Genomic DNA, 23,100 nt, shown 5'->3' on the forward strand with positions numbered 1-23,100 from the left:
GTAGCACGTCTGAACCCCTGATTCTGCCTGACTTCATCAATCTGTTGGTCAAGCAGAACGCCTTTCCTAACTTATGAGTCAATTTTGCAAATTTGATGAAATAGGTGAAAGTTCAAGCGCCAATTCACAGTCTTCACGCCATGTCAAACATTCTCACGTGCCGTTCGTCATTGATGGGAGTCGGGATGTTGAGATGCCTCTAATTAACAGAATGCAATTGTGTAAATAACGCATCCAGCATGGTTGCTTGACTAGTGCACATGGGCTCGTGTTTAATTAACACAACAAGGTGAATTGGCTGGCGGAGTAAAGTACGAATGAACATCGTTGAAGCGGTAAAGACTCAGGAAGAAGTGGCGTTCATTGCTCGCAAGCTGATGCTGAACGCGAAGGGCAACACCCTGTATTCCGATTTGTGGGTGTTCGGCCTGCAAGTCGCCCTCCGTATCAGCGACCTCCTAACCATCACTTACGATGACGCATTAAATAACCGTGTTGTGGTGCGGGAGTCGAAGACAGGCAAGGTGCGTAACATCAAGCTCAATGAGAAGGCCGTAGCCATCGTCCAGAAGCGTCGGGAAGCCAATCCCGCTCACACCTATCTATTCGAAGTGGACAGCAACAGGGCGAAGGGCAAGGCGGTTAGCCGCGTGGCTGTAGCAAATGCATTCAAGGCTGTGGGGGATGAACTCGGTATCAGCCTTGGCACCCACTCCATGCGTAAAACCCGTGGATGGTTGATGCACAGCAGCGGCGTATCCATTGAGAAGATATGCAAGGTGTTGAACCACAGCAGCCCAGCGGTAACGATGGTATACATCGGATTGACACAAGCTGAGATTGACGCCACTTACGATGACTTCGTGATTTGACTTCCAGCCATACGCCCCGGAGAGCCCCTACATGGGGCTTTCTTCGTTTCTGGCTACACAGTAGTGCTTTTGAATATCGTTGAATGTAGGCCCCTTGTAGGGCCTTCAAGCGTGCCAGTCTGCCAAGACTTATTTATGGATTCCGACAGCTCAGTACAGGCCCCCTGTCGCACAGTTAAGCTGCTAGCAAACAAATCCAGAGTTTCCAGAAAAGGCCCCAGCTTATTTATTTGGCTGACACTACAAAACTACCCCACCCCTGTGCAAAGTCGCTCAGAACGGCGGGTGGGTTATTTCAGCAGGAAGAAGGCTGCAAACGTCAACACGATTACAGTCACCATGAAAATCTGGTCACTACGTTGTTTGCGAGCAGCTTCATCAGCATTCACTTTCTTGTACGTCTCAACGTCACTCAAGCCTTGCATTTTGTAGCCAAGAACCTGATCAATCTGCTTCTGAATCTTTTGGTTGTGGCTGGCATTACTGTTGGCAACGAAGAACCAGACGATTAGCCACAGGCCGAATGTTGGAATACACAGCAGCAGGTGAAGGATATGATTGGTGTTCTTCTTCTGGCTGTTCAGTACGAAAATCTGTTCGTTCATGCGCGACTCCCTGTTGGTGTGTGACCATCCGCCATTGATCGTAGCTACGTGCCACCACTCTGGATAGGGGGCTGAACCCCTAAATTTGTGCGATTCAGGAAAGTCAAGCGATTTCTATTGACAGAATATCCAACTATCTGTATCGTTCGCCACCTCAACCAAATCACCCGAGCAGATGCCGGGAGGAGTTACGCCAAATCAACTGACATAGGAGGTACATCATGAATACTGCTGCACTCGCTTTTTCCCCTCTGGCCGTTCAGGCCGCCCCGATTCAAAGCACCCCGATTCAACACACATCCCTGAACACCCGTGGTTGTTACCTCCTTGGAGTTAGCTTTGACCAGCGTAAGAGGCGTTACCGTGCCCGTTGTCATATCAATGGCAAACGTATCCATCTCGGTTACTTCGATAACCCGTGGCAAGCGCACAAAGCATGGCAAGAAGCCAAGGTTTCCGCCTTGCAAGCCACTCTCCAAAATTACTTGGAACAGCCGCTAGTACATTCTGCTGTTGTGCGAACACTGCTGACCGGAATCGCCACACTCAACGCTGATCTGTCCGCCTGTCGTGACACAGTGAGTTTATCCGCGTAAGGGTTAGTCGCCCTGGAAGGCGCTATAAGGTGTTTAACGTGCAAATGGCTAGGATGGTAGTCGCGCAGTATCAGAATGCCTCCTAGGCCCCTTGCGGCTCGATATAGCGTGCATAAAGAAAAGCCCCGCACATAGCTGCGGTAATCCTTTTCATTCCATCAACTCACTGTTTTCTGTTTGGGTAGAGTTCGACGGTTACAGCCTGTAAGCTTTCGTGAAAATCCTTCAGCGGATTGTCTCGGCAGAACTTCTCAACATACGCCATAACTCCGGGCATATCTGTGCCTCCCATGATGTCATTTGTGGAGTTCAGGTATTCATTCAGGCCAGTTATGTAGCCTGCTGTGTAAGAGGCGTAGTTATTCCAGTTCGCCCAATTGCTTTGATTATTCCCTTGATTGGCTGCTTCTACAAACTTTCCACAGCTATGATTTCCTATTCCCTGTACGTTAAACACGCCCTTGCTGTCGGCTGCATGTGCAGGAATTATGCTTGCACTTCCAATCAGCACCAGTCCAAGTGCAATCTTCTTCATTCTCAGCTTCCTTCTGTTGTTCCAAAACATCTGATAAACGTGCACTAGGAGAGAATCTGTACGATTCGATTCGCCGCTATCCTTAGTGTCACTAGGGCGAGAGCCCTATTTTGTGTTCCATAACGCAAGTTATGGCCTGTTCTTTAACAATCAGGTTATTCAGCCTTACGTGGCGAGAGTGGTGCACGTATCAAGTGAAGTTGAACACAAGTTTCTCAATGGCTTCTTTTTTCTTGCTGAACTCGGGGCCGTCTGAGTAAAGATCGTAGGTCAGAAGTCCAATCTCATGACCAACAATATACGGAATAACACTCTGATCAGCTCCGTTCTGATGTAGCTGGGTTACGGTGCATCTCCGAAAACTGTGGAAGACGTGCCGATCACCAAACCCTTCCGCACGCTTCAATTTGGTGAACCGCTGGCCAAGGGCGTTAAGGCGTAATCCGTGTTTGTGCTTGTCACTACTAGCAAACAGAAAATCATGGCTACCCTGTGGGGCCTCCAAGCGCCTGACGTACATCGGCAACAGTGCTGAGTGAATTGGTACTTCGCGGAGGCCTGCTTTGGTCTTGGCGTCATCCACCTTGAAGGAGATGGGCGTTCCGTCCTTGTCAAACACTGTAGTCTCCCGACGAATACGACCAAGTTCCTCAATCCTGCACCCGGTGTAACAGGCGAAGACGATCAGGTCAGCGAGGTCTGTGTCACCTTTGGCGAGTGCAGCGGTATGGAGACGTTCGGCTTCTTCTCGTTTGTACACATCCCAGTTGTTACCAGCATTGGCGCCAACCTTGGGGTGTGTGTGATTGTCGAAGGGATTCTTCGCGTCTGCGTAGATGCCCCGGTAGTACGTGTCATACCGGCAGGCCCATTCATGGTATCGACGGAACGCAGCAAGGTATCCCGTTCGGGTCTGCCGCTGTTTGCCCACCGAATCCAAAAACTCAGCCACGGAATCGAAGTTGAGTTCCTTTCCGTTTGTGGTCAGCCATGTGGACAGCTTGGTGACTTTGGCTACATACACATCACGGGTACGGACGTTATCGTTCTGCGTAAGGTAGAACTCAGAAAATCGCTCAATGCTGGTCGAACTGATCGGGGACTTGGGCTTGTAGGTGCTGGGGTCTTTCGCAATCGCTTGAGCCTCCCCAATCTCATCGCCTTTCAGGAGCCACGTGTTTTGTGCACCTTGAACTAGGGCCAACAGTTGAGCCTCCCGCAACTGGTGCATCCTGTCCGTTTCGTGCACACCGTCCTTGCCCATGATTGCATCCCAATCATTCAAGGCGTCTGGTATGCCCATCGTCTGTGCGAGTTGTTCTAGTAGGTCGCGGACTTCATCCCTAGCTTCTCGCAGTTCATCAAGGGGCGCACTTCCATACTCGCTGCCAAGAGTCCCCTTCATGGTCGAGAGAAGTATTTCGTCGGTCTGGCTGTGGTGGGTCTTGGCTGCTCTGGCCAGCTCTTCCCGCCACTGATCACCGGAACGAATCTTTGCGTCCCTTATGGCACGGAATTCAGCCTTCCACTGTCCAACCTGCGTGCTGGCCAGCTCTTGGGCGAGGCGCTTGTCACCCGTCCGAAGACTCTTGCTCAGAATGCGTCGATTGCCGAACGCTGGGCGAAGGTCCGCAGGGACATCAATACGAGCGTGCCAAACTGTGCCGCGTTGCACGAGATGATTTGAGCGTGATGGCATAATGATGTCCAAGGGCCGGTTTCTACTCAAGAATTCTACCCAGATTTTCTACCCAATTATAGCTTAACCCCCTTGCAGGCCGCGTGTTTGCTGGGGTTCGGGGTGAAGTATGTACAAACTGTGCTTCTATGTTCCGGAAAGCCACCTGGAACCCGTGAAAAAAGCCGTCTTTGCCGCCGGCGGCGGGCGTATCGGCGCCTACGACAGTTGCTGCTGGCAGTCCCTGGGCCAGGGCCAGTTCCGGCCGCTGGAAGGCAGCAATCCCTTTGTCGGCCAGAGCGGCGTCGTCGAGCACGTGGCCGAGTGGAAGGTGGAGCTGGTGGTGGCCGACGAACTGATCCACGAAACGGTCAAGGCGCTGAAGAAGGCCCATCCCTACGAGACGCCGGCATTCGAAGTCTGGCGCCTCTCCGACATGGTGTTCTGATTGCCCCTGTCCGCTGGGGCCAGGCGGCCTCGGGACTGAGCGAGGTGAACATCGTTGGTGGGCTGAAGCCCACCCTACGATGGTAGTCCCCGGTTAGCGGAACGCTGCCCTGAACGCCCCTGGCGTGCCGCCGATTGCGGCGCGGAAGCGGTTGCTGAAATGGCTGGCGCTGGCGAAGCCGCAGGCCAGGGCGATTTCCCCCAGCGGCAGGTCGGTATCGCGCAGCAGCTTGCGTGCCCGCGCCAGGCGCCGTGCCAGCACGAACTGGTGCGGCGGCATGCCGAAGCTTTCGCGGAACATCCGTGCGAAGTGGTACTCCGACAACGCGGCGAAGGCTGCCAGTTCGCCCAGGGTGATGGCGTCGGCCAGGCGATTTTCGATGTAGTCCACCAGGCGCTTGCGCAGCGCCGGCGCCAGTCCCCCCTTCAAGCGTAATCCCTCTCGCAGTCCGGCCTGGGTCAGCAGGCTGTGGTGGATCATTTCGTGGGCCAGGCTGGTGGCTTGCAGGCGCTCGCCGGGTTCGTCCCAGTCCAGTCGGATCAGCTCGCGGAAGTTCTGCGCCTGCCGCGGGTCGTCGAGGAAGGTCCGCTCCTGCAGCTGCAATTCGCGGGGCTCCCGGTCCAGCAGCGTGACCGCGGCTTCGGCGAAATGCTCGGTGCTGAAGTAGAGGTGAGCCAGGCGGATCTCGCCGTTGATCACCCAGGATGATTCGTGCCCGGCGGGCAGGATGCACAGCTTGTCCGGCGCCCCCTTGGTGTCCGGCCGTTCGCGGCGGAAGGTCCCGGTGCCCCCGGCCAGGTAGCACGACAGGGTGTGGACCTTGGGTCCCTGGTAGTCCCGTGCGTCGTGGTGGTTGCTCCAGAGCGCCGCGCCCAGGCCGTCGCCCAGCTCCGCGCTGTGCTCCAGGCGAGCGTTCGGCGAGCTGCTGAGGGACTGGAAGACCTGGTTCTGTTCGAGTAGCGACATGGGCGGAGCCGGCCGGTGTGCGAGTGGAGTCCATGCTACCGCGCACGCCTGTGCGCGGGCAGTCTCCCGACGAGATAAGCGCAAGTTTATGCAAGCGGTGCCGGAGGGGCGGGCGGAGACTGCTTCCATCGAAATCGGAGTCGCCGCGATGAACCTGTCCCTCTACCTGCTCACCGTCCTCATCTGGGGCACCACCTGGATCGCCATCAAGTTGCAGATGGGGAGCGTCGCCATTCCCGCCTCCATCGCCTATCGCTTCGCCCTGGCGGCCGCCGTGTTGTTCGCCCTCCTGCTGGTGAGCCGTCGTCTGCAGAAGCTCGACCGCCGCGCCCAACTGATCTGCCTGGCCCAGGGCCTGTGCCTGTTCTGCGTCAACTTCATGTGCTTCTACACCGCCAGCCAGTGGATCCCCAGTGGCCTGATCGCCGTGGTGTTCTCCACGGCCACCCTGTGGAACGCCCTCAATGCGCGCCTCTTCTTCGGCCAGCGCATCGCCACCAACGTGCTCCTCGGTGGCGGTCTCGGGCTGATGGGCCTGGCGCTGCTGTTCTGGCCGGAGCTTTCGCACCACAGCGCCAGCCGCGAAACCTTCATCGGCCTGGGCCTGGCACTGCTGGGCACGCTGTGCTTCTCCGCCGGCAACATGCTCTCCAGCCTGCAGCAGAAGGCCGGGCTCAAACCCTTGACCACCAACGCCTGGGGCATGCTTTACGGGGCCCTGCTGCTGACCGGTTGGTGCCTGGTCAGTGGAACGCCCTTCGACATGGAGTGGAATACCCGCTACATCGGCTCGCTGCTGTACCTGGCCATCCCCGGCTCGGTGATCGGCTTCACTGCCTACCTGACCTTGGTGGGCCGCATGGGCCCCGAGCGCGCCGCCTATTGCACGGTGCTCTTCCCCGTGGTGGCGCTGAACATCTCCGCCTTTGTCGAAGGCTATCAGTGGACCCTGCCGGCCCTGTTCGGCCTGGTCCTGGTGATGGCCGGCAACGTGCTGGTGTTCCGCAAACCCAAGGTGGTCGTCCCGGCCGCTGCCACGGCGGGCCGCGCATGAGTGCCGGACAGGTGGTGCGCAGCCGCGACTTCACGGCGGAAAGAGCCTGGGACGCCCTGGATATCGCCGACCTCGATGGCACCACGGTGCGCCTGCACTGGACCGACCAGCCCTACATCTGGCACGTCAACGACGGTTGCGAGGTCTTCGTGGTGCTGGATGGGGCGGTGGAGATGCGATACCGCGAGGCCGGCAGAGAGCAGCGCGTGCTGCTGGGCGTGGGGGACATCTTCTACGCCGAGGTGGGCTGCGAGCATGTCGCCCACCCCCAGGGCGCGGCGCGCATCCTGGTGGTGGAGCGAGAGGGGAGCGTCTAGCGCTTCCTGGGGAGTTCAGCGCCCAGCGGGTGGCTCAGGTAGAGGGCGATTTCCTCCGGGGCCACTTCACCGGGGTCGTAGAGCATGGTGTTGAGGCCGCAGAAGGCGAAGCCGGCGCGCTGGTAGAAACCGATGGCGGGGTGGTTGCTGGTCTGGGTTTCCAGCCAGAGGCAACGCATCTCCTGGCTGCGGGCGTAGGCCATGGCGCCTTCCAGCAGCGCGCGGCCGATACCCTGGCCCTGGTGCGCCGGTGCGACGAACAGGGCGCTCAGCTCGGCGCTGCGGTTCCACGGCACCAGCCGCACGCAGGCAAAGCCGGCAAGGCTGCCATCACGGGCTTCGGCGGCCAGGGCGAAGTCCGCATCGGCCACGTCATCCGGGAAGCCTGCCGCGTCGTAGGCCTTGTGGAAGGGCTCGGGCAGCGCTTCCTCGACCAGCCGCAGGGCCAGGCCGTCGGCCTCCACGCGCCAGATATGGGACGTGCAGTAGGAGGCCTCGAAGGCGGCGAGCCGCTCGCTGTCGGCCGGCACGCGAAGGGGGCGGTAGTTCATGGTGGTGGACATCCTTGTTGACCGTCAGCGGAGCTTCGCAAAAAACCGATCCGACAGCAGCACTGCGGCCAGTGCCGGATAGCAGAGGAAATGCACCAGGAACAGCAGAACACCCATGGGGCTTGGCGTGTCCTGCAGCGTCATCATCCCCAGCAGTCCAAGGTATAGCAGCCCCAGCAGGCCGCCGTAGCCGAGGACGATGCGCCAGCGCTCGCCCGGTTCCGGGGCGCGGTGCTGGATGAAGCGGAAGGCGAGGGCGAGCAGGGCGGCTGTGGCGGCCGCGATCAGCAGGGTGGCGACGATGCCGCCGACCTTCACGAAGCTGCGTAACAGCAGGTTCAGCACAATGGCCAGGGCCACGCCACCGACGGCGTAGCGCATGGGGAGCGACATGGTGGTTCCTCGGGACCAGGACGGGGATAACTCTAGCTGTTTGGCATTGAATGTAGGTTGGCGCCGAGCGAAGCGAGGCCCAACGCATCGCCAATGTACCGCCCGTAGCACTGCGCAGCCGCTGATGGGTATCGCTGCGCTCCACCCATCCTACAGCTCGACTCCAAGCCCGAAGCGCTTCTTCAGCACCCGGTCCAGCAAGGATCTCGGCACCCAGCGCGCCAGCAGGGGCAGGGCGCGGCTGCCGTTGCCGATGCGTATCAGCGACGGACGCGGTTTGCGTTGCACCGCAGCAAGCAGAGTGCGGGCGAAGTCCTCGGCCGGGGTGGGGTGGTCCTGGGAGGCGCGGGCACGGGCGCGGATGCCTTCGCGCACCGGCCACCAGGGCGAACCTTCGGCGATCAGGTTTTCCGCCTCGCGAGTGGCGCTGGCGCCGAAGCTGGAGGCGATGGCACCGGGCTGCACTTCCATCAGGTCGATGCCGAAGGGCGCCAGTTCCAGGCGAAGGGCATCGGAGAGGGCATGCACCGCCGCCTTGGAGGCGCAGTAGGCGCCGGCGAACGGCGTGACCAGCACGCCGGAGACGCTGCCGATGTTCACCACCAGGCCACGGCGCTTGCGCAGCAGGGGAAAGCAGGCGCGGGTCACGTCCACCAAGGCGAACACGTTGGTCTCGAACTGCTTGCGCAAGGCGGGGGCGCCACCGTCCAGCAAGGGGCCCATGGCGCCGAAACCTGCGTTGTTCACCAGCACGTCGAGGCCACCTTCCTCCCGCTCCAGGCGCTCGGCGAGGGCCGCTACAGCCGGCTGGTCATTGACGTCCAGCTCAACGGCGGTGAATCCGGCGGCTTCCAGGGCGGCCAGGTCCTGCGGCTTGCGGGCGGTAGCCCAGACGCTGTAGCCGGCGGTCTTGAAGGCGTCGGCCAGGGCGCGGCCGATGCCGCTGGAGCAACCGGTGATCAGGGCGGTGGGGGTGGGCATGGCGTGTCCTTGTACGCGGAATGTTGGGCTTCGCCTCGCTCTGCGCCAACCTACGGTCGCTGGCCGGGCGATCAGTCGACGAATGTGCCACGCATGTTCGCGGCGCGAAACTCCAGCGATTGCGCGCGATAACCCTGGCGAATGGGCGGCAAGGCCAGGCAGTCCTGCCACTGGGCGCCGGGGTGCAGCTCAGCGGGGCCCAGGTAGCGTGGGCGGTCGTAGCTGGGCTGGGCGAGGTTGATGGTGTCGCCGGGACGGAAGGCCTGTACCTGCCAGGCGAAGTCGCGCAGGACGGCATCGCCGCCATTACGGATGTTCATCGCCAGGGGGCGGTCGGCGGGGCAGGCTTGCGGGTCGTAGCGGAGCTGGATGTCGAGGCGCGCGAAGCGGCTTTTCTCGTCTTGTTCTTCCCAGAGTACCCAGAGAGCGATCAGGGCGACGCCGAACACGGCGGCCAGTGACAGCGGCAATGCCTTGGCCGGGTAGCGCAGCAGCAGGACCAGCCAGGTCAGGACGAGAATGGCGCCAATGAGCATGGAAGACCTCCTTGAGGCCTTCCATGCTAGCTCAATGGCGCGGCCCGGTATTACACCGGGCCAGGGGGGGCTCAGCGAGCGATGCTGTGCACGGTGGCGGACTGCGGCGCGCGGCCGTAGACGTCATCCAGACGCTCGATGTCGTCCTCGCCCAGGTAGCTGCCGGACTGCACTTCGATGATCTCCAGCGGGATCTTGCCGGGGTTGGCCAGGCGGTGCACAGAGGCGATCGGGATGTAGGTCGACTGGTTCTCGGTCAGCAGGAACACCTTGTCGTCACAGGTCACCTGAGCGGTGCCGGAGACCACGATCCAGTGCTCGGCGCGGTGGTGGTGCATCTGCAGCGAGAGCTGCGCGCCGGGCTTCACGGTGATGTGCTTGACCTGGAAACGGCCGCCCATGTCCACCGAGTCATATGAGCCCCAGGGGCGGTATACGGCACAGTGGTTCTGGGTTTCGCTGCGGCCGTCGGCGTCCAGCTTGTTGACCAGCTTCTTCACGTCCTGCACGCGGTCCTTGTGGGCGATCATCATGGCGTCCTTGGTTTCCACGACCACCACGTCGTCCAGGCCGATCACCGACACCAGCTTGCCGTTGCCGTGCACCAGGCAGTTGTGGCTGTCCTGCACCACCACGTCGCCCTTGGTGACGTTGCCGTCCTCGTCCTTGTCGTGAACTTCCCAGATGGAGCTCCAGCTGCCCACGTCGTTCCAGCCAGCGCTGAGCGGCACCACGCAGGCGCGTGCGGTCTTCTCCATCACCGCGTAGTCGATGGAGTTGTCCGGGCAGCAGGCGAAGGTGGCCGAGTCAATGCTCACCGCGATGCCGTCACGCTTGCTGCGCTCCAGGGCCAGCAGGCAGGTGTCGTAGATATCCACATCGTGGTGCTTGAGCTCCTCCAGGAAGCGGCTGGCGCGGAACAGGAACATGCCGCTGTTCCAGAAGTAGTCGCCGGATTCCACATACTGGCGGGCGCGCGCCTCGTCGGGCTTCTCGACGAACTGGGCGACGCGGCTGATGCCTTCCGGCAGGGCGGCGTCGGCCTTGCCACGGATATAGCCGTAGCCGGTTTCCGGGCGCTCGGCGGGAACGCCGAAGAGCACCATTTCGCCCTTCTCGGCGGCAGCGGTGGCCAGGGCCAGGGCCTTCTGGAAAGCGCTCTGGTCACGCAGCACATGGTCCGCAGGCAGTACCAGCATCAGCTCGTCGCGACCTTCGGCCAGCAGCTCCATGGCGGCGATGGCCACGGCCGGCGCGGTGTTACGGCCGAAGGGCTCCAGCAGCATGGTCTGGGCCTGCAGGTCGATGGCGTCGAGCTGCTCCTGGACGATGAAGCGGTGATCCTGGTTGGCCACCAGAACCGCCGGCTGCATGCCTTCGAAATTCAGGCGCTGGAGGGTCTGCTGGAACAGGGTCTTTTCGCCGGTGAGGGCGAGGAACTGCTTGGGATACTGCTTGCGCGAAAGAGGCCAGAGGCGAGAGCCGCTACCGCCAGAGAGGATCACGGGAATCATGGTGTTTCTCCTAGAACTGTCATGGTTTGAGGGCACTGCTTCCATCGATCACATTTCTTTCTTTCCCGCCCTCTGCGTGGCAGGTATTGACCGGCGTGGTTCGACCCACGCCGGTTGTTGCTCCGTTGAAGCGGATCAGGACTCCGCCGGGCGCTTGACCCAGACCGGGGAGAGCTTGCCGCCGCTGCCGGTGATGTAGAGGCAGACCACTTCGCCGCGCTGCAGGGAGACGGGCTTGAGGTCGCTGACCTTGCGGTCGCCGTCGAACAGGGCGAGGCCCACTTTCACCGGGTTGATTTCGCGTTCGCCGCGACCCTGCGGGGCCACGTCCGGGACCACCGGGGTCTTGCCGTCGGCAGTCTTGAGGGTGAGCTTGGCGTCCGACAGGTTCTGCACCCGCAGCAGGGCCTTCTGCTTGTTCCTGAAGGGCGGTTCTTCCACCAGTTGAGGTTCTTTGCCGGCCTGGTTGACCAGGGTGTAGTAGCGGTCGGACTCCAGCTTCACCGGGACGCTGCTGCTGCCCACCTGGGCGCTGTAATTGCCGGCCGGGAGGAATTTGAAATCACTGGAGCCCAGCGGTGGCACGTCGTTCAGCGCGGTGTTGCCGACGTTGACGCTGAGCTCGCTGCTGCCGGCGTTGTAGGCACGGACGAAGGCTGACCCCTTTGGCGCCTGTGGGCCGTACAGGCCGCCTTCGTCGGCCTGTACGGTCTGCAGGGCGCCCAGGCCGAGGACCAGGGCGCAGGCGTAGGACGTCCAGCTGCGGTTGTTCTGTCGGTTCATGAGGTGTACCTCCATCTTCTTTCTAGATCGGGCCGGAACCGGCCCTGCGTTCCCCTCGGAAGGGGCGATTTCTCAATTGCCCGAGCGCGAGGCCAGGCGTTGGTCGGTACCCGCGCCCTTGCGCAGGCTGGCCACCCATTCGGGGTCGAAGTCGGACAGGTCGCTCAGCATCGGCAGGTAGCGCTCCGGGAACTCCCAGATCACCAGCTGCGGCGGGGCATTTTTCAGCTCGTCGCTCTTGAGGTACTTGAGCATCGGCAGGATCGGCCCGTGGCCGTCTTCGGCGTGGTTCACCAGGTCCCGCTGCAGGGCCTGACGCAGGGCGCCGGCGAAGTTCCACTTGTCGTTGGCGCTGTAGCTGGTGCCCACCAGCACCACCGGCACGTCGCTTTCGCCGAACAGGGCATCGTCGCCAGCGGCGCTGTCGTCCTGGCTGCGGGTGGCGCGCTTCTGCAGCTGGTCCGGGGCGGGCATCAGGTTCTCGAACAGCGGGTCCAGGGGCAGGAAGCGGGTCAGGTCGCCCTTGTAGGCATCCACGCTCTGGATTTCGGTCACGTACTGCTGCGGCGTGCCGCGCAGGTTCATGGCCTGGCTCACGGCCTGGCCGAGGCGGCCGGCTACGGCTTCGGCGCCCAGCGGGGTCCAGTGGGTGTCGGTCCGCAGGAAGACCTGGCCGTTGTCCTTGGCCTGTTCCAGGGTGGCGAGCAGGTCAGGGGCGAGGATTCCGGCCTTGCGCGCCACGCCACGGAAGCGCTCGTAGAGGTCCTGGCGCAGGGCGGTGGGCGTGGCTTCGCCCACGTACTCGGGGTAGAGGCGGGACTTGGCCGGAATGATGGCCAGCACCAGTTCCACGTTGTGCCGTGCCAGCTCGTCGCGCACGCCCTGGATCAGCGCCAGGTTGTCCCGCACATGACGATTGCCCTCGGCTACCGGGTCGAATTCCTCGTCCGAGTAGAGCCAGCCATCCTGGCCGATGACCACGCCCTGGCGGCCTTCGCCGAAGAGCTTGTAGTCCACCAGGGCCCAGAGGTTGGTGCCCAGCTGCTTGACCGGGAATTCCTCGTCGTAGTGCTTCTCGAAGGCGTGGCTCAGCTTGCCGTCCAGCACACTGGTTTCCTGGGCCACGGAGAAGCCGAAGAAGGCGCGCATGGACCAGAGGCTGAGGGCCAGCAACAGGCCGCAGAAAAGCACGATGTAGAGCAGGTTCAGGGTTCTGTTCATGGTCGGCTTCACTCAGAACTGGAAGTACAGGAAGGGCGAAAAACTCTGCGCCGAGAGTTTCAGCACCGAGGCGGCGAACAGCAGGACCACGGCGGCGTGGAAGGCGAGGGCGCCGATCCGTACGCGGGGCAGGGCAGCGCTGCCGTCGGCATTGATGGCGATGCCGTCGTCGTCTTCGCGGGCGCGGGCCTTGGGCGCACCGGCCAGCGGCTGGGCGTAGAACTGGCGGATGCCGAACACGGCCAGCACCACGTAGGCCAGCAGCAGGGTGGCGATCTGCAGGCTGGTGAGCTGGGCGCGGTTGAGTTCGGACAGGCTCCAGTCACCGAAGCTGAACATGGCGGCGTACATGCGCCAGGCGACGTCCAGGTTCTCGGCGCGGAAGATCACCCAGCCGATGATCACGAGCAGGAAGGTGAAGGCCCATTTCAGCGGATTGATCACCGTCGGCGCGGCGTTCACGCCCAGGGCGCGCTCGATGGCCAGCCAGGTGCCGTGCCAGGCGCCCCAGATGATGTAGGTGAAGTTGGCACCGTGCCACAGACCGCCCAGCAGCATGGTGAGGAACAGGTTGCGGTAGGTCTGGAAGGTGGTGCCACGGTTACCGCCCAGGCTGATGTACAGGTAGTCACGCAGCCAGGTGGAGAGGCTGATGTGCCAGCGCCGCCAGAACTCGGTGATGGACTGGCTGACATAGGGCTGGTTGAAGTTCTCCATGAAACGGAAGCCCATCATCAGGCCGAGGCCGATGGCCATGTCGCTGTAGCCGGAGAAGTCGAAGTACAGCTGGGCGGTGTAGGCCAGCGCACCGAGCCAGGCGTCGCCCGTGGTCGGGTCGGTCAGCGCGAAACAGTGATCGGCGATGGGCGCGATGCTGTCGGCGATGAAGACCTTCTTGATGAAACCCTGCATGAAGCGGGTGCAGCCCTCGGCAAACTTGTCCACCGTGTGAGTGCGGTGGTTGAACTGGTCCACCAGGTCGCGGAAGCGCAGCACCGGGCCGGCGATCAGGTGCGGGAAGATCGCCACGAAGGCCGCGAAGTCCACCAGGTTGCGCGTTGCCGGGGTGTCGCCGCGGTACACGTCGATGATGTAGCTGATGGATTCGAAGACGTAGAAGGAGATCCCGATCGGCAAGAGGATGTGCGTGAGCACAAAGGGCTCCATGCCGAACGAGGTGATGATGGCGTTGAGGCTGTCGACGCCGAAGTTGGCGTACTTGAAGTAGCCGAGGACGCAGAGGTCCACTACCACGCCGAGGATCAGCCATTTCTGCGCGGTCTTCGTGCGCACGCCGGCCGCGCCGATACGCAGGCCGATCCAGTAGTTGAGTACCGTGACGGCGGCGAACAGCGCCAGGAAGTCGATGCGCCACCAGGCGTAGAAGACGTAGCTGGCGACCAGCAACAGCAGGTTTCTGTAGCGCGTCCCGACCAGGTAGTACATGCCGAGGAAGATCGGCAGGAACAGGAACAGGAACACGTTGGAAGAAAAGACCATCCGAGTCTCTCCGTTGGACATCTAGTTACAAGGCCGCCGCCGGTCTTTCCGGCCTGGCATGCGGCCCGCCAATCCCTCCCCAGGGTGTGGCGAAATCGTCTGGCTCCACCCCGTCTGTGTGGGGTTGGAGCTTGTCTCCCCTCTCCCCCGGCCCCTCTCCCTGAAGGGAGAGGGGAGGCAGGCCGTCCGCGCTACCGACAGCCTCGTTTCCCGCTTGCGGGAGAGGATTGGGGAGAAGGTGCTTTTGCTAGCTCCCCCCCTCCTTCTTCGGATGGAACACCTGGGTCACATCCCCGCCGAGGCGGAAGCTCATGTAGGGGCCCATCTCGTCCTTGCGTTCGAGGGTTTCGGCCGAGCACCGGTAGAGCGAGCACCAGGGCTCCAGCCAGGAGAACTTGCTGTGCTTTTTCAGCTCGCTCATGTCCTGGTCCTTGCCGGTCTTCTCGTCGAAGTCCTCCTGGTCATCCACGCCGGCCAGCACCTTCTCGCCGAGGCGGCGCAGGGCGCTGTCGTTCTCTTCACGGAGGTCCACGCCGTTGGCCTGGGCGAAGCTGGCGATCATGGCCAGCGGCGGCAGGCTGTAGTTGTGGTAGGCCAGCGCGCGCTGGCGGCGCTTGAGTTCGTTGGGCAGGAAGCCGTCTTCGTCGACCTGGCTGGCGGCCACGCGGAACTGCGCCACCGACCAGTCGAAGAGGTCCTGGCGATTGGTCGCCACGGCGGTGGCCATCACCGACCAGGCGGCCCAGTAGGAGTGGTTGTTGGTCTGCTTCAGCGGCAGGTCGCTCCAGTCGTGCACCACCTGGTCGGCCAGACGGGAGAACCACGACTCGATCACCCGCGCCTGCGGCTGGTAGGGCGCCAGCGGCCGCGAGTCGGAGAACTTCAGGCGCAGGTAGGCCGAGGCCATGCTGCCCAGCGCCCATTTGCGCATGGACTTGCCGGTGTGGTTGTACTGGGTGCTGAGCAGGGCGTCGGCCTGGGCCCAGCTGTCCAGCCATTGCAGCGTGCATTCGAGCTGGGTGCGCTGGCCCTTGCGCATGTACTCCATGACCATCTTGCTGACGCCGCGCTCCATCTCGGTGATGGCCGCGGTCTTCTCGCGAAAGGCCTTCTCCGCCTCCGGATTGAGGGTCGCGCGGGCCTTGTCGGAGCCTTCGTACTTGCTGCGGAACTCCAGCTTGTCGGTGTAGGGCGCCGGCGGCGTCTTGCAGCTGCCGCCGGACTTGGCGTCAGCCACCACCGGGGCGAAGTAGCCCTGTGGCGGAACCAGCTCAGCGGCGTGGCCCTGCCCGGCGAGCAGGATGCCCGCGAGCAGGGGTGCGATCAGCCAGGGTCTGGTGTTCATGGGTACCTCCCTCCTCACTCGGCCTTGGCCGTGAGGTTGTTCCCGCCCTTGCCGGGGCGCGCGCAGACGCTGACGTCGACGCTGAGGTCGGCGGGCATCTGTTCGGGGCTGTGGATTTCCAGGGCGAGCATGTTCAGGTCGGCCCAGTCGGACTCGTTGCGCAGCTCGAAGGCGTAGCGGCCGCCGGTGTCGATGCGATCGCTCTGTTCCAGCTTGAAGTCCTCGTGCCGGCCGTTGAGGTACCAGACGGTGGTCTTGAGCTCGTGGATCGACGGATCGCTGAGGCGCAAGTCCACCTGATAGTCGCCGCCGCGCAGGTCGCGCAGGGGCGCGCCCTTGCCGTTGACCACCACTTCGTTGGCACCGGGCTTGAGCTTGACCTTGTTCTTCAGCACCGCCGGCTTGCCTTCGCAGCCGTTGGTCACCATCGGCACGGCCTGGCGGTAGAAGCTCGCCTGGGACATGTCGTAGTGGGTGGCGAATTCCCAGATCAGGACCTTCGGCGGGTTCTCCTGGAATTCCTTGCTGCTCATGTACTGCATCAGGGCGCTTTCGAAACCGCCGCCGCTGACGGCCATGTTCAGTACCTCGGCGCCGCTGTACTGCTGCAGGAAACCGGCGAAGTTGTAGGCCGGGCCGCTGTTACTGGTGCCGACCAGGGTCACCTTGGGATTGGATTCATCGCCGAACAGGTTGTCGCCGCCTTCGCCAGCACCGGCGGCCTCGGTCTCGTAGCGGTCGACGTACTGTGTGGCGTAGCCGTTGCCGCAGAACTGGGCGGCGGTCTTGTGCAGAGTGCCGGCCTTGGGCAGCAGGCCGACCACCTTGCTCTGGTACTCCTGCTTCGGGATGTCGTTGAAACCGGGAATCTCCTTCAGGGTCTCGGCCACCAGCTTGGCGGTGCGGTCGGCGCCGGCCGGGGTCCAGTGGTGGTCGGCCTTGAAGTAGTAATCGGTGCTCACGCCCTTCTCGTCGAACAGGGGCGACAGGTCGGTGACCCAGATGCCGGCCTTGCGGAACTGGGCCACGGCGGCCAGGTAGTTCTTCTTCGCCAGCTCGTAGTTGAAGTGAGCCTTCTCTTCGGGGGTGAGCTTCTCGCGGTTCACCAGGCCACGGGTGGGCTGGTAGACCACCATCAGTTCGACACCCCGGGCCTTGAGCGCATCGCGCAGGCGCTTCAACTGGCTCCAGCCGTAGGCGTTGGTGCCGAAGTCGGTGCGCAGGTCGTTCTCGGTACGGAACATCCAGTCGCCCTGGCCCTGCACCAGGCTGGTGAAGAAGCTCAGGTACTTGGTGTTGTAGTTGGCCGGGTTCTGCGCGGCGGCGCAGAGCGGCGCGGTGCGCTGCACGGTGAATTCGGGTGCCGCGTGCGCGCCCTGGGCGGCGGCCAGCAGGGCGGCGGCCAGGGCGGAGGGGGTGAACCAGTTGCGGGAAAGTCTTTGCATGATCTCGTACCTCAATCCTGGAGTTCGGCCTGGGTTTCGACGGGGTCGATCAGCACCGCTTTCTGGCGGCGCACCATCAGGTCGAGGATTTCTTCCTGCTTGTCGCCCAGCACGCCGGCGAAGCTGATGCCGGTGGATTTGCTCGGGGCGAGCAGTTCGACGCGGTACAGCTCCACCGACAGAGGCGAGTCGATGGACAGGGGACTGGAGCCGTTACCGGCGAGCTTGCCGCCCACCAGGATCAGCGAGACCTTGGTGTCGAACGGGTCGAGCTTGATGTTCCGGTCGGTGTTGGAGAGGTCCTTGATGTGGCCGAACACGCCGGTCAGGCCGTTGGCAGCCGAGAGGTTCTCGTAGAGGCGGATGTTCACGCTGTTGCGCACGCGGATGCCGTGGCGCTGGTTGCTGAGGATCTTGTTGCCCCAGAGCAGGTTGTTCGAACTCTCATACAGCGTGATGCCGTCGGAGTGGTTCTGGTAAACCTCGTTCCAGGCCACGAGATTGTTCACCGAGTTACGGTCGATCACGATGCCGGAGAGCTTGTTGTCGAAGGTCTTGTTGTGAACGATCCAGCTGTCGTCCACCTCACGGGAAATGATGATGCCGTGCTTCTTCTTGGTCCCGTGGACAGTGTTCTCGGCGATCAGCAGGCGGCGCGAACGGTCGTGCGGGTCGATGCCGTAGACGATGTTGTCGCGGTAGGTGTTGCCCTTGATCACCACGTCTTCGGCTTCGAAGCAGTAGAAGCCGTACCAGTGGTCGACGAACTCCGAATCCAGCAGCCAGCCGGTGGGCGCGGGGCGCTTCAGGCGCTTGGCCTGGCCCGGGGTGTACTGGGTGATCGAGACGCCATAGGACTTGGAATTGTCGTAGCCGAGGCTGGTGACCTTGCTGCCGACGATGTAGAGCTCGCTGCCGCCCCAGGACACCAGGAACGGACGGAATTCCTCGGGCTTGCGGAACCAGGCCGGCGATTTGTTCTTTTCACTCCAGGCGGTGAGCTGGGTGTTGGTGATGAACAGCTTGCCGTCGTTGACCAGGAAGGCGCCGCGCTCCTGGGAGAGACGGAAGTCCTTGGTGTCCTTGCCGATCTCAAGGCTGGCGTTCTGGGCCACCACCACGGGCAGGCGGGCGAGGTACACACCCGGCTCGGTCTCGGTGAACTGGCTGTCAGGCAGGGCCTTGGCCAGGTCGGCCGGGGTCACGTAGCCGCCTTCGATGAAGATCGCCTGGGGCATGCCCTGCTGGCGTTTGACCCATTCCCGCAGGCGCTCGTTGCCGCCGGTGAAGTCCTTGAGCGCATCCTGCTGGAGCATGCGCCGGACCACCACGTGACCTCGGGTGTTGCGGTCGATCTTCGCCTCCACCGCCTGCGCGGTGTAGCCGGACATGTCCGGTGCCTTGGGGGTATCCAGATGCAGCTGCTCGGCCGGCGCGGTGGACACCGTGTAGTTCTTGATCTCCTTGAGCGTCTGGACCTGCTCCGCGCCCTGGACCCAGGGCGCGGCGAACTGCAGGGCGCCGAGTACGACGCCCCCCATCAGCATTGTGGTGCCCATGCCACGTTTCATGGCTGTTCCTCCCTTGCGCCGAGTGCTCATCAGAAGCGCCAGATGAAGTCGACGAAGGCGCGGTGCATCAGCGAGTCGGTGCCGCTGCCATAGGCATCGCCCGGCTTGAACACGCCGCCACGCAGGCGCACCAGCGCCGAGCGCTCGTCCAGGTGCTCGGCCATGGACGCCGGCAGCAGGCCCTGCTTGAAGTACTTGGTAACCACCACGTCCATCTCCTGGCCGACGTCTTTCTCGCCGTCTTCCAGGGGCGCGGTGATGCCGCTCTGGCCCACGTCCTGGTTGTCGTCCACACGCCAGAAGCGGTGGTAGACGAGGCTCGCGTCGTAGTCGTCGCCCATCTGCCAGGAGGTGAATGCGGTGGCCACCTGGAGGTTGCTCAGCTCGCCACGGAAGGCCTCGCCGAAGCGGTGCATGCGGGCTTCGGTGCCGGTGAAGCTGGAGCGGTTGCTCTCCAGGCCGGTCTGGCGGAACTGCTCGGAGCTGTCGTTATCGCCGCCACCGCTGCCACGGGCATAGGCGCCGCCGACTTTCCACTGGTCGTCGATGTTCCAGCGCAGGCCGAGGTCGACGGCCCAGGCGTCCACATCGACGTTGCGCTTCCCGGCGGCGATGTTCTGGTTGCCGACGGTGGTCTGTTGCAGCTCGTCCACATCGCCGGTCAGCCAGGTGGCCTGGGCCCAGTAGTTCAGCGGCTGGGTGGAGTGGCGGTCGAAGAAGCCGCCGTCGGCTTCCAGGCCCAGCCAGGTGAGGTCGCCGGTCTCGCGCTTGGACAGCTCATCCACTTCCTCGCCGACGTTGGGCAGGTTGCCGGTGTCGTGGCTGTGATGAACCTTGGCGCCGACCCAGTGACCCGGAGTCCACTGGGTGGAGATGTCACCGAAGAAGTGCTGGCGGTCCTCGTCTTCCGGGGCCAGTTCGTCGATATCGGTGCGGTACTCGCTGAAGCGCTCGGCGACGCCGGCATGGGCGCGCAGCAGGGTGGTGTCGAAGCTCCAGCGCAGGGCTTCGATGTTGGTGTCCCACCAGGTGCCTTCTTCGCTGCGCACGCGCTGGCGGCCGAAGCGCAGGTGCTCGCCGGGGTAGGCGGTGAGACCGCCGTAGTCGACCCAGAACTCGCGCATGGCCAGGTAGTTCTTGTCCGGCTCGCGGCCGTTGTTGCGCTGGCCGGCATCGGCTTCGATATCGCTGCCTTCGAGGGTGTCGGTCTCGACGATGTCGGTGGAGGTGACCGCCTGACCCATGGCGAAGGCGCTCCATTCGCCGCGCTCGCCATAGACCCAGGGACGCAGGTCGAGACCCAGGCCGTTGACGTCGCCGCCATCGCGGGTGCCGAGGTCGCGGTCATCTTCCGATTGCGCGGTGATCTTCACGTCCAGGCCGAAGTTCCTGCCTTGGGGCTCGGCGGCGTTGGCGATGCTCGCGGCCAGCAGGGACAGGCCGAGGCCTGCCTTGATCCAGGGATTCTTGTTCATGTGCATTCGATCTCTCTCGTTCCGCAGTTCCTGTTTCCGGGAGGTTGGTGCCGAACCCGCGAGGCCCAACGTGGAGGCGCACGCAGCGCGCGCCTCGTTGAGCGTAGTCAGGCCGGGCTCGACCCCGCCGGGGGGCTGCGGAAGGGCATTCATAGGCTGCTCATCTGGGTATCCGGCACCGACGCACCGCGCAGCTGGCGCTCTTCGCGCAGCAGTTGCTCGGCACGGGCCCGGTCGGCCGGCGGCAGTTGCTGTTCCACGCTTTTCGCCAGCTCCAGGGCTTGCGGCGTGTTCTTCGGCAGTGCCAGCTGGCTGAAGACATAGGCATTGGTCAGGTTGCGCTGGATGCCTTTGCCCTGGGAGTACATCTGGCCAAGGGCGAAGTCGGCATTGATCTGGCCGCTGCGGGCGGCGCTGAGCAGGTGCTCCAGGGCCTTCTCCGGGTCGATGTCACCCAGGTAGCCGCGCAGGTATAGCTGGCCCAGCAGGTAGTCGGCGGTGGGCTCGGTGCGCGCGGCCTTCAGCAGGTGCTCCTCGGCCTTTTTCGGGTCCAGGGGGACCAGCTTGCCTTCGTAGTAGAGGCGGCCCAGCAGCAGTTCGGCGCGGGGCAGGGAGGCGGCGCGGCCTTTCTCCAGGTAGCCCAGCATCTGTTCGGTATTGCCCTGGCCGGGGTACTCGTAGATCAGCCGGGCGAGGCTCACCCAGGCCGCGGGGTAGCCGGGGGCCACGGCTTCGAGCAGTTCCTTGGCCTTGCCCTCGTCGGGCTTGCCGAGGTCGGCGTCGCTCAGCACGTTGGCCACCGACTCCACGCGCTGGGCGGGAATGCGGCCCGCGTGGTAGCCGGCCATCAGCTGGTCCAGCAGCTTCTGCTGGGCATCGGCATTGCCTTGCTTCTGGTACACGGTGGCCAGCTCGACGTAGCAGACATCGGCCAGGGACAGGTTGTGGGTGCAGATCTGCTCGATCTCGCCCAGGTGCTGATCGTAGGTGCCCTGGGTGCGATAGAAGACGATCTGCGCCAGCTCGGCCTGGGTGTGGCCTTCGGCGCGCCACTGGGCGATGCGTTCCGGCACGTTCACCGACGGGAAGTCCTGCGGGTACTGCATGTAGAGCATCACCAGCGGCAGCAGGCTGCTCTCCTCACCCGCATTGAAGGACTCTTCCAGCAGTTGCGCGGTCTCGCGACGCTCGGCCTGGCTCAGTTCGGACTTGCGCGCCAGCAGCTTGCCCAGACGGGACTTGGCGCGGGGCGACTGGTCCATGGCCTGGCGATAGGTCTGCTCGGCCTTCTCCAGCTGTTCCGGGTCGCCGCTGGCCACCTGCAGGTCGGCCAGGCCGACCGCGGCGTCGGCGTAACCGAGCTCGGCCAACTGGCGGAAGTTCTGCTCGGCGGTGGCGTTGTCGCCGCGCTTCAGGGCTTCGCGGGCGAGGCGCTCATCGGGCAGGCCGGCGCAACCGGCCAGGGCGATGGCCGCGGCCAGGAGCAGGACGGGGGTGGCGTGATGGGCCATGGCTGCGCCCTCCTCAGAAGCCTGTCGCCAGGGCGCGGTCGATCAGCCAGTCGAGGGACGGGCCGCGATCCACGCTGACTTCCACCGGCTGGCCGGCGAGGGTGCTGGGCAGCGGCTCGTCGGGCTGGATGGTGGTCCGGATGTCGGCGGACATGCTGCCGTCGTGCAGGTTGCTGCTGATGATCTTGCCGTGGCGTTCCTGGTCCTCGCCGGCCACCTGGAAGGTGACGCGGGCGCCGGGCTTGGCCTGGGCGATGTTGCGGAACGGGAAGCGCGCCTGCACGGTGGCGTGGGTGTCCTGGGGCACCAGCTCGAAGATCACGTCACCCTTGCTGGCGAACTGACCGTCGGCCACCAGCTGGCGGGCGATCTTGCAGTTGCAGGGGCTGGTCAGGGTGCCCTTCATCTGCTTGCCGAAGAGCTCTTCGACGTTCTTCGGCGAGAGCTGGCTGTCGGTCAGGTGACCCTTGAGCATCTCCAGCATGGTGGCCGAGAAGGAGGCGAGGGGTGCCCCTTTTTCCACGGTGGCGTCCGGGTCCACCAGGCTTTGTACGGTGCCTTCGCGAGGCATGGTGACCTGCATGGAGGGCACCGCCACCATGGCCGAATCGGCATGGGTGACGAAGTACAGGCCGTACAGGGAGTTGAGGATGTAGGCAAAGGCGCCGACACCGACGACGAAGATACCGGCGCTCAAGCCGACCGCCTTGAGGCGGCCCAGCGGACCCATGCCGCTGCCCGCGCCGCCCTTGCGCGGCTTGGTGAAGTTTTCCCGCTGCAGGGTGTTGAGCAGGTCACCGGCGCTGACCAGCTCACCGGAGAGGTGGGAGCTGATCAGGTAGCGCAGGGTGGCGATGTCGCGCGGCTGCAGGTTGTGGAAGACGCAGCCGACGCGCTCGTGACGGGGGTCTACTGCCCGCACCTGGAATTCAATGTCCAGACCCAGGCTGAGGCCGTCGATCTGGAACATCAGGCGGCCCTTGTGGTGGTCGCCGATGCTGGCATTGGCGCGGCCGGCAGTGAAGGCGAAGCCGCCGGCGGAGACGTCCAGCAGCGAGCCTTCGAAGCGTTCACCTCGGGCGATGAAGCGGACTTTGCCCGGAATCTTCACCCGCGCGTGCTGGCGCTGGGCTTCGGATTCATGGACCACGTTGAGATTGACGGCTGTATTCATGGCTTCGATTCCTGTCAGGTTCCTTGAAC

Annotated in this window: 23 protein-coding genes; 5 read left to right on the forward strand and 18 right to left on the reverse strand. The window is 63.2% G+C overall.

What is annotated here, in order from left to right; all coding sequences use genetic code 11:
- Positions 1–317 precede the first annotated feature (317 nt).
- Positions 318–872, forward strand: coding sequence for a tyrosine-type recombinase/integrase (locus TQ98_RS04795; RefSeq protein WP_044871919.1), 555 nt, complete (start codon positions 318–320; stop codon positions 870–872).
- Positions 873–1,162: 290 nt separating this feature from the next.
- Here TQ98_RS04795 and TQ98_RS04800 read toward each other — a convergent pair whose 3' ends face one another.
- Positions 1,163–1,477, reverse strand: coding sequence for a hypothetical protein (locus TQ98_RS04800; protein ID WP_044871918.1), 315 nt, complete (start codon positions 1,475–1,477; stop codon positions 1,163–1,165).
- 221 nt (positions 1,478–1,698) lie between these two features.
- Between TQ98_RS04800 and TQ98_RS27565 the strand changes: the two genes are divergently transcribed.
- Positions 1,699–2,073 carry a hypothetical protein gene (locus tag TQ98_RS27565; protein WP_146035989.1) on the forward strand — a complete coding sequence of 125 codons (375 nt, stop codon included), beginning with the start codon at positions 1,699–1,701 and terminating at the stop codon, positions 2,071–2,073.
- Positions 2,074–2,236: 163 nt separating this feature from the next.
- Here the strand turns inward: TQ98_RS27565 and TQ98_RS27570 are convergent, their stop codons facing one another.
- Complete coding sequence (locus TQ98_RS27570; protein WP_146035990.1) at positions 2,237–2,608, reverse strand: hypothetical protein; 372 nt, start codon at positions 2,606–2,608, stop codon at positions 2,237–2,239.
- A 190-nt stretch (positions 2,609–2,798) separates the two neighbouring features.
- Positions 2,799–4,319, reverse strand: coding sequence for a DUF6538 domain-containing protein (locus TQ98_RS04805; protein WP_242443047.1), 1,521 nt, complete (start codon positions 4,317–4,319; stop codon positions 2,799–2,801).
- Between the two features lie 97 nt (positions 4,320–4,416).
- Between TQ98_RS04805 and TQ98_RS04810 the strand changes: the two genes are divergently transcribed.
- Positions 4,417–4,734: a YqfO family protein gene (locus TQ98_RS04810; RefSeq protein ID WP_044871917.1), complete on the forward strand. Its 318-nt coding sequence runs from the start codon at positions 4,417–4,419 to the stop codon at positions 4,732–4,734.
- A 93-nt stretch (positions 4,735–4,827) separates the two neighbouring features.
- Here the strand turns inward: TQ98_RS04810 and TQ98_RS04815 are convergent, their stop codons facing one another.
- The gene (locus TQ98_RS04815) at positions 4,828–5,700 is read right to left on the reverse strand and encodes an AraC family transcriptional regulator (protein ID WP_044871916.1); all 873 of its coding nucleotides are present in this window, start codon (positions 5,698–5,700) and stop codon (positions 4,828–4,830) included.
- Positions 5,701–5,848: 148 nt separating this feature from the next.
- Here TQ98_RS04815 and TQ98_RS04820 point away from each other — a divergent pair, with 148 nt between their 5' ends.
- The gene (locus tag TQ98_RS04820; RefSeq protein ID WP_044871915.1) at positions 5,849–6,754 is read left to right on the forward strand and encodes a DMT family transporter; all 906 of its coding nucleotides are present in this window, start codon (positions 5,849–5,851) and stop codon (positions 6,752–6,754) included.
- A complete protein-coding gene (locus TQ98_RS04825) occupies positions 6,751–7,071 on the forward strand; it encodes a cupin (RefSeq protein WP_044871914.1) in 321 nt (106 codons plus the stop codon). The genes TQ98_RS04820 and TQ98_RS04825 overlap by 4 nt, the downstream gene beginning before the upstream one ends.
- Here the strand turns inward: TQ98_RS04825 and TQ98_RS04830 are convergent.
- The 14 genes from TQ98_RS04830 to TQ98_RS04895 all read right to left on the reverse strand — a co-directional run bounded on the left by TQ98_RS04830 (position 7,068) and on the right by TQ98_RS04895 (position 23,071).
- Positions 7,068–7,622 (reverse strand): GNAT family N-acetyltransferase, encoded by a 555-nt coding sequence (locus tag TQ98_RS04830; protein WP_052659174.1) that lies wholly within the window; start codon positions 7,620–7,622, stop codon positions 7,068–7,070. The genes TQ98_RS04825 and TQ98_RS04830 overlap by 4 nt on opposite strands.
- Before the next feature lie 24 nt (positions 7,623–7,646).
- Positions 7,647–8,015, reverse strand: a complete 369-nt coding sequence (locus TQ98_RS04835) for a hypothetical protein (protein ID WP_044871912.1) — start codon at positions 8,013–8,015, stop codon at positions 7,647–7,649.
- Positions 8,016–8,165: 150 nt separating this feature from the next.
- Positions 8,166–8,996 (reverse strand): SDR family oxidoreductase, encoded by an 831-nt coding sequence (locus TQ98_RS04840; RefSeq protein WP_044871911.1) that lies wholly within the window; start codon positions 8,994–8,996, stop codon positions 8,166–8,168.
- A gap of 71 nt (positions 8,997–9,067) precedes the next feature.
- A complete protein-coding gene (locus TQ98_RS04845) occupies positions 9,068–9,532 on the reverse strand; it encodes a hypothetical protein (protein WP_044871910.1) in 465 nt (154 codons plus the stop codon).
- Positions 9,533–9,603: 71 nt separating this feature from the next.
- A complete protein-coding gene (locus TQ98_RS04850; protein ID WP_044871909.1) occupies positions 9,604–11,046 on the reverse strand; it encodes a mannose-1-phosphate guanylyltransferase/mannose-6-phosphate isomerase in 1,443 nt (480 codons plus the stop codon).
- Between the two features lie 135 nt (positions 11,047–11,181).
- Positions 11,182–11,829 (reverse strand): alginate O-acetyltransferase AlgF, encoded by a 648-nt coding sequence (locus TQ98_RS04855; RefSeq protein WP_044871908.1) that lies wholly within the window; start codon positions 11,827–11,829, stop codon positions 11,182–11,184.
- Between the two features lie 72 nt (positions 11,830–11,901).
- The gene (locus TQ98_RS04860; protein ID WP_044871907.1) at positions 11,902–13,050 is read right to left on the reverse strand and encodes an alginate O-acetyltransferase; all 1,149 of its coding nucleotides are present in this window, start codon (positions 13,048–13,050) and stop codon (positions 11,902–11,904) included.
- 12 nt (positions 13,051–13,062) lie between these two features.
- Positions 13,063–14,550 carry an MBOAT family protein gene (locus TQ98_RS04865; protein WP_044871906.1) on the reverse strand — a complete coding sequence of 496 codons (1,488 nt, stop codon included), beginning with the start codon at positions 14,548–14,550 and terminating at the stop codon, positions 13,063–13,065.
- 247 nt (positions 14,551–14,797) lie between these two features.
- Positions 14,798–15,895 carry a mannuronate-specific alginate lyase gene (locus TQ98_RS04870; protein ID WP_044871905.1) on the reverse strand — a complete coding sequence of 366 codons (1,098 nt, stop codon included), beginning with the start codon at positions 15,893–15,895 and terminating at the stop codon, positions 14,798–14,800.
- A 14-nt stretch (positions 15,896–15,909) separates the two neighbouring features.
- Complete coding sequence (locus tag TQ98_RS04875) at positions 15,910–17,340, reverse strand: alginate O-acetyltransferase (RefSeq protein WP_044871904.1); 1,431 nt, start codon at positions 17,338–17,340, stop codon at positions 15,910–15,912.
- An 11-nt stretch (positions 17,341–17,351) separates the two neighbouring features.
- On the reverse strand, positions 17,352–18,911 hold the full coding sequence (algG, locus tag TQ98_RS04880) for a mannuronan 5-epimerase AlgG (RefSeq protein WP_242443048.1): 1,560 nt from the start codon (positions 18,909–18,911) through the stop codon (positions 17,352–17,354).
- A 29-nt stretch (positions 18,912–18,940) separates the two neighbouring features.
- Entirely contained in the window at positions 18,941–20,386 is a 1,446-nt protein-coding gene (locus TQ98_RS04885; protein ID WP_044872539.1) for an alginate export family protein, read from the reverse strand.
- Between the two features lie 149 nt (positions 20,387–20,535).
- Positions 20,536–21,897, reverse strand: coding sequence for an alginate biosynthesis TPR repeat lipoprotein AlgK (algK, locus tag TQ98_RS04890; RefSeq protein ID WP_044871903.1), 1,362 nt, complete (start codon positions 21,895–21,897; stop codon positions 20,536–20,538).
- Between the two features lie 13 nt (positions 21,898–21,910).
- The gene (locus TQ98_RS04895) at positions 21,911–23,071 is read right to left on the reverse strand and encodes an alginate biosynthesis protein Alg44 (RefSeq protein WP_044871902.1); all 1,161 of its coding nucleotides are present in this window, start codon (positions 23,069–23,071) and stop codon (positions 21,911–21,913) included.
- Between the last annotated feature and the right edge of the window lie 29 nt (positions 23,072–23,100).

This window comes from Pseudomonas sp. LFM046 (assembly GCF_000949385.2).
Lineage (GTDB): Bacteria > Pseudomonadota > Gammaproteobacteria > Pseudomonadales > Pseudomonadaceae > Metapseudomonas.

Coding starts and splice junctions, on each gene's coding strand:
- TQ98_RS04795 (WP_044871919.1), top strand. CDS start 318: ATGAACATCGTTGAAGCGGTAAAGACTCAGGAAGAAGTGGCGTTCATT.
- TQ98_RS04800 (WP_044871918.1), bottom strand. CDS start 1,477: ATGAACGAACAGATTTTCGTACTGAACAGCCAGAAGAAGAACACCAAT.
- TQ98_RS27565 (WP_146035989.1), top strand. CDS start 1,699: ATGAATACTGCTGCACTCGCTTTTTCCCCTCTGGCCGTTCAGGCCGCC.
- TQ98_RS27570 (WP_146035990.1), bottom strand. CDS start 2,608: ATGAAGAAGATTGCACTTGGACTGGTGCTGATTGGAAGTGCAAGCATA.
- TQ98_RS04810 (WP_044871917.1), top strand. CDS start 4,417: ATGTACAAACTGTGCTTCTATGTTCCGGAAAGCCACCTGGAACCCGTG.
- TQ98_RS04815 (WP_044871916.1), bottom strand. CDS start 5,700: ATGTCGCTACTCGAACAGAACCAGGTCTTCCAGTCCCTCAGCAGCTCG.
- TQ98_RS04820 (WP_044871915.1), top strand. CDS start 5,849: ATGAACCTGTCCCTCTACCTGCTCACCGTCCTCATCTGGGGCACCACC.
- TQ98_RS04825 (WP_044871914.1), top strand. CDS start 6,751: ATGAGTGCCGGACAGGTGGTGCGCAGCCGCGACTTCACGGCGGAAAGA.
- TQ98_RS04830 (WP_052659174.1), bottom strand. CDS start 7,622: ATGAACTACCGCCCCCTTCGCGTGCCGGCCGACAGCGAGCGGCTCGCC.
- TQ98_RS04835 (WP_044871912.1), bottom strand. CDS start 8,015: ATGTCGCTCCCCATGCGCTACGCCGTCGGTGGCGTGGCCCTGGCCATT.
- TQ98_RS04840 (WP_044871911.1), bottom strand. CDS start 8,996: ATGCCCACCCCCACCGCCCTGATCACCGGTTGCTCCAGCGGCATCGGC.
- TQ98_RS04845 (WP_044871910.1), bottom strand. CDS start 9,532: ATGCTCATTGGCGCCATTCTCGTCCTGACCTGGCTGGTCCTGCTGCTG.
- TQ98_RS04850 (WP_044871909.1), bottom strand. CDS start 11,046: ATGATTCCCGTGATCCTCTCTGGCGGTAGCGGCTCTCGCCTCTGGCCT.
- TQ98_RS04855 (WP_044871908.1), bottom strand. CDS start 11,829: ATGAACCGACAGAACAACCGCAGCTGGACGTCCTACGCCTGCGCCCTG.
- TQ98_RS04860 (WP_044871907.1), bottom strand. CDS start 13,050: ATGAACAGAACCCTGAACCTGCTCTACATCGTGCTTTTCTGCGGCCTG.
- TQ98_RS04865 (WP_044871906.1), bottom strand. CDS start 14,550: ATGGTCTTTTCTTCCAACGTGTTCCTGTTCCTGTTCCTGCCGATCTTC.
- TQ98_RS04870 (WP_044871905.1), bottom strand. CDS start 15,895: ATGAACACCAGACCCTGGCTGATCGCACCCCTGCTCGCGGGCATCCTG.
- TQ98_RS04875 (WP_044871904.1), bottom strand. CDS start 17,340: ATGCAAAGACTTTCCCGCAACTGGTTCACCCCCTCCGCCCTGGCCGCC.
- algG (WP_242443048.1), bottom strand. CDS start 18,911: ATGAAACGTGGCATGGGCACCACAATGCTGATGGGGGGCGTCGTACTC.
- TQ98_RS04885 (WP_044872539.1), bottom strand. CDS start 20,386: ATGAACAAGAATCCCTGGATCAAGGCAGGCCTCGGCCTGTCCCTGCTG.
- algK (WP_044871903.1), bottom strand. CDS start 21,897: ATGGCCCATCACGCCACCCCCGTCCTGCTCCTGGCCGCGGCCATCGCC.
- TQ98_RS04895 (WP_044871902.1), bottom strand. CDS start 23,071: ATGAATACAGCCGTCAATCTCAACGTGGTCCATGAATCCGAAGCCCAG.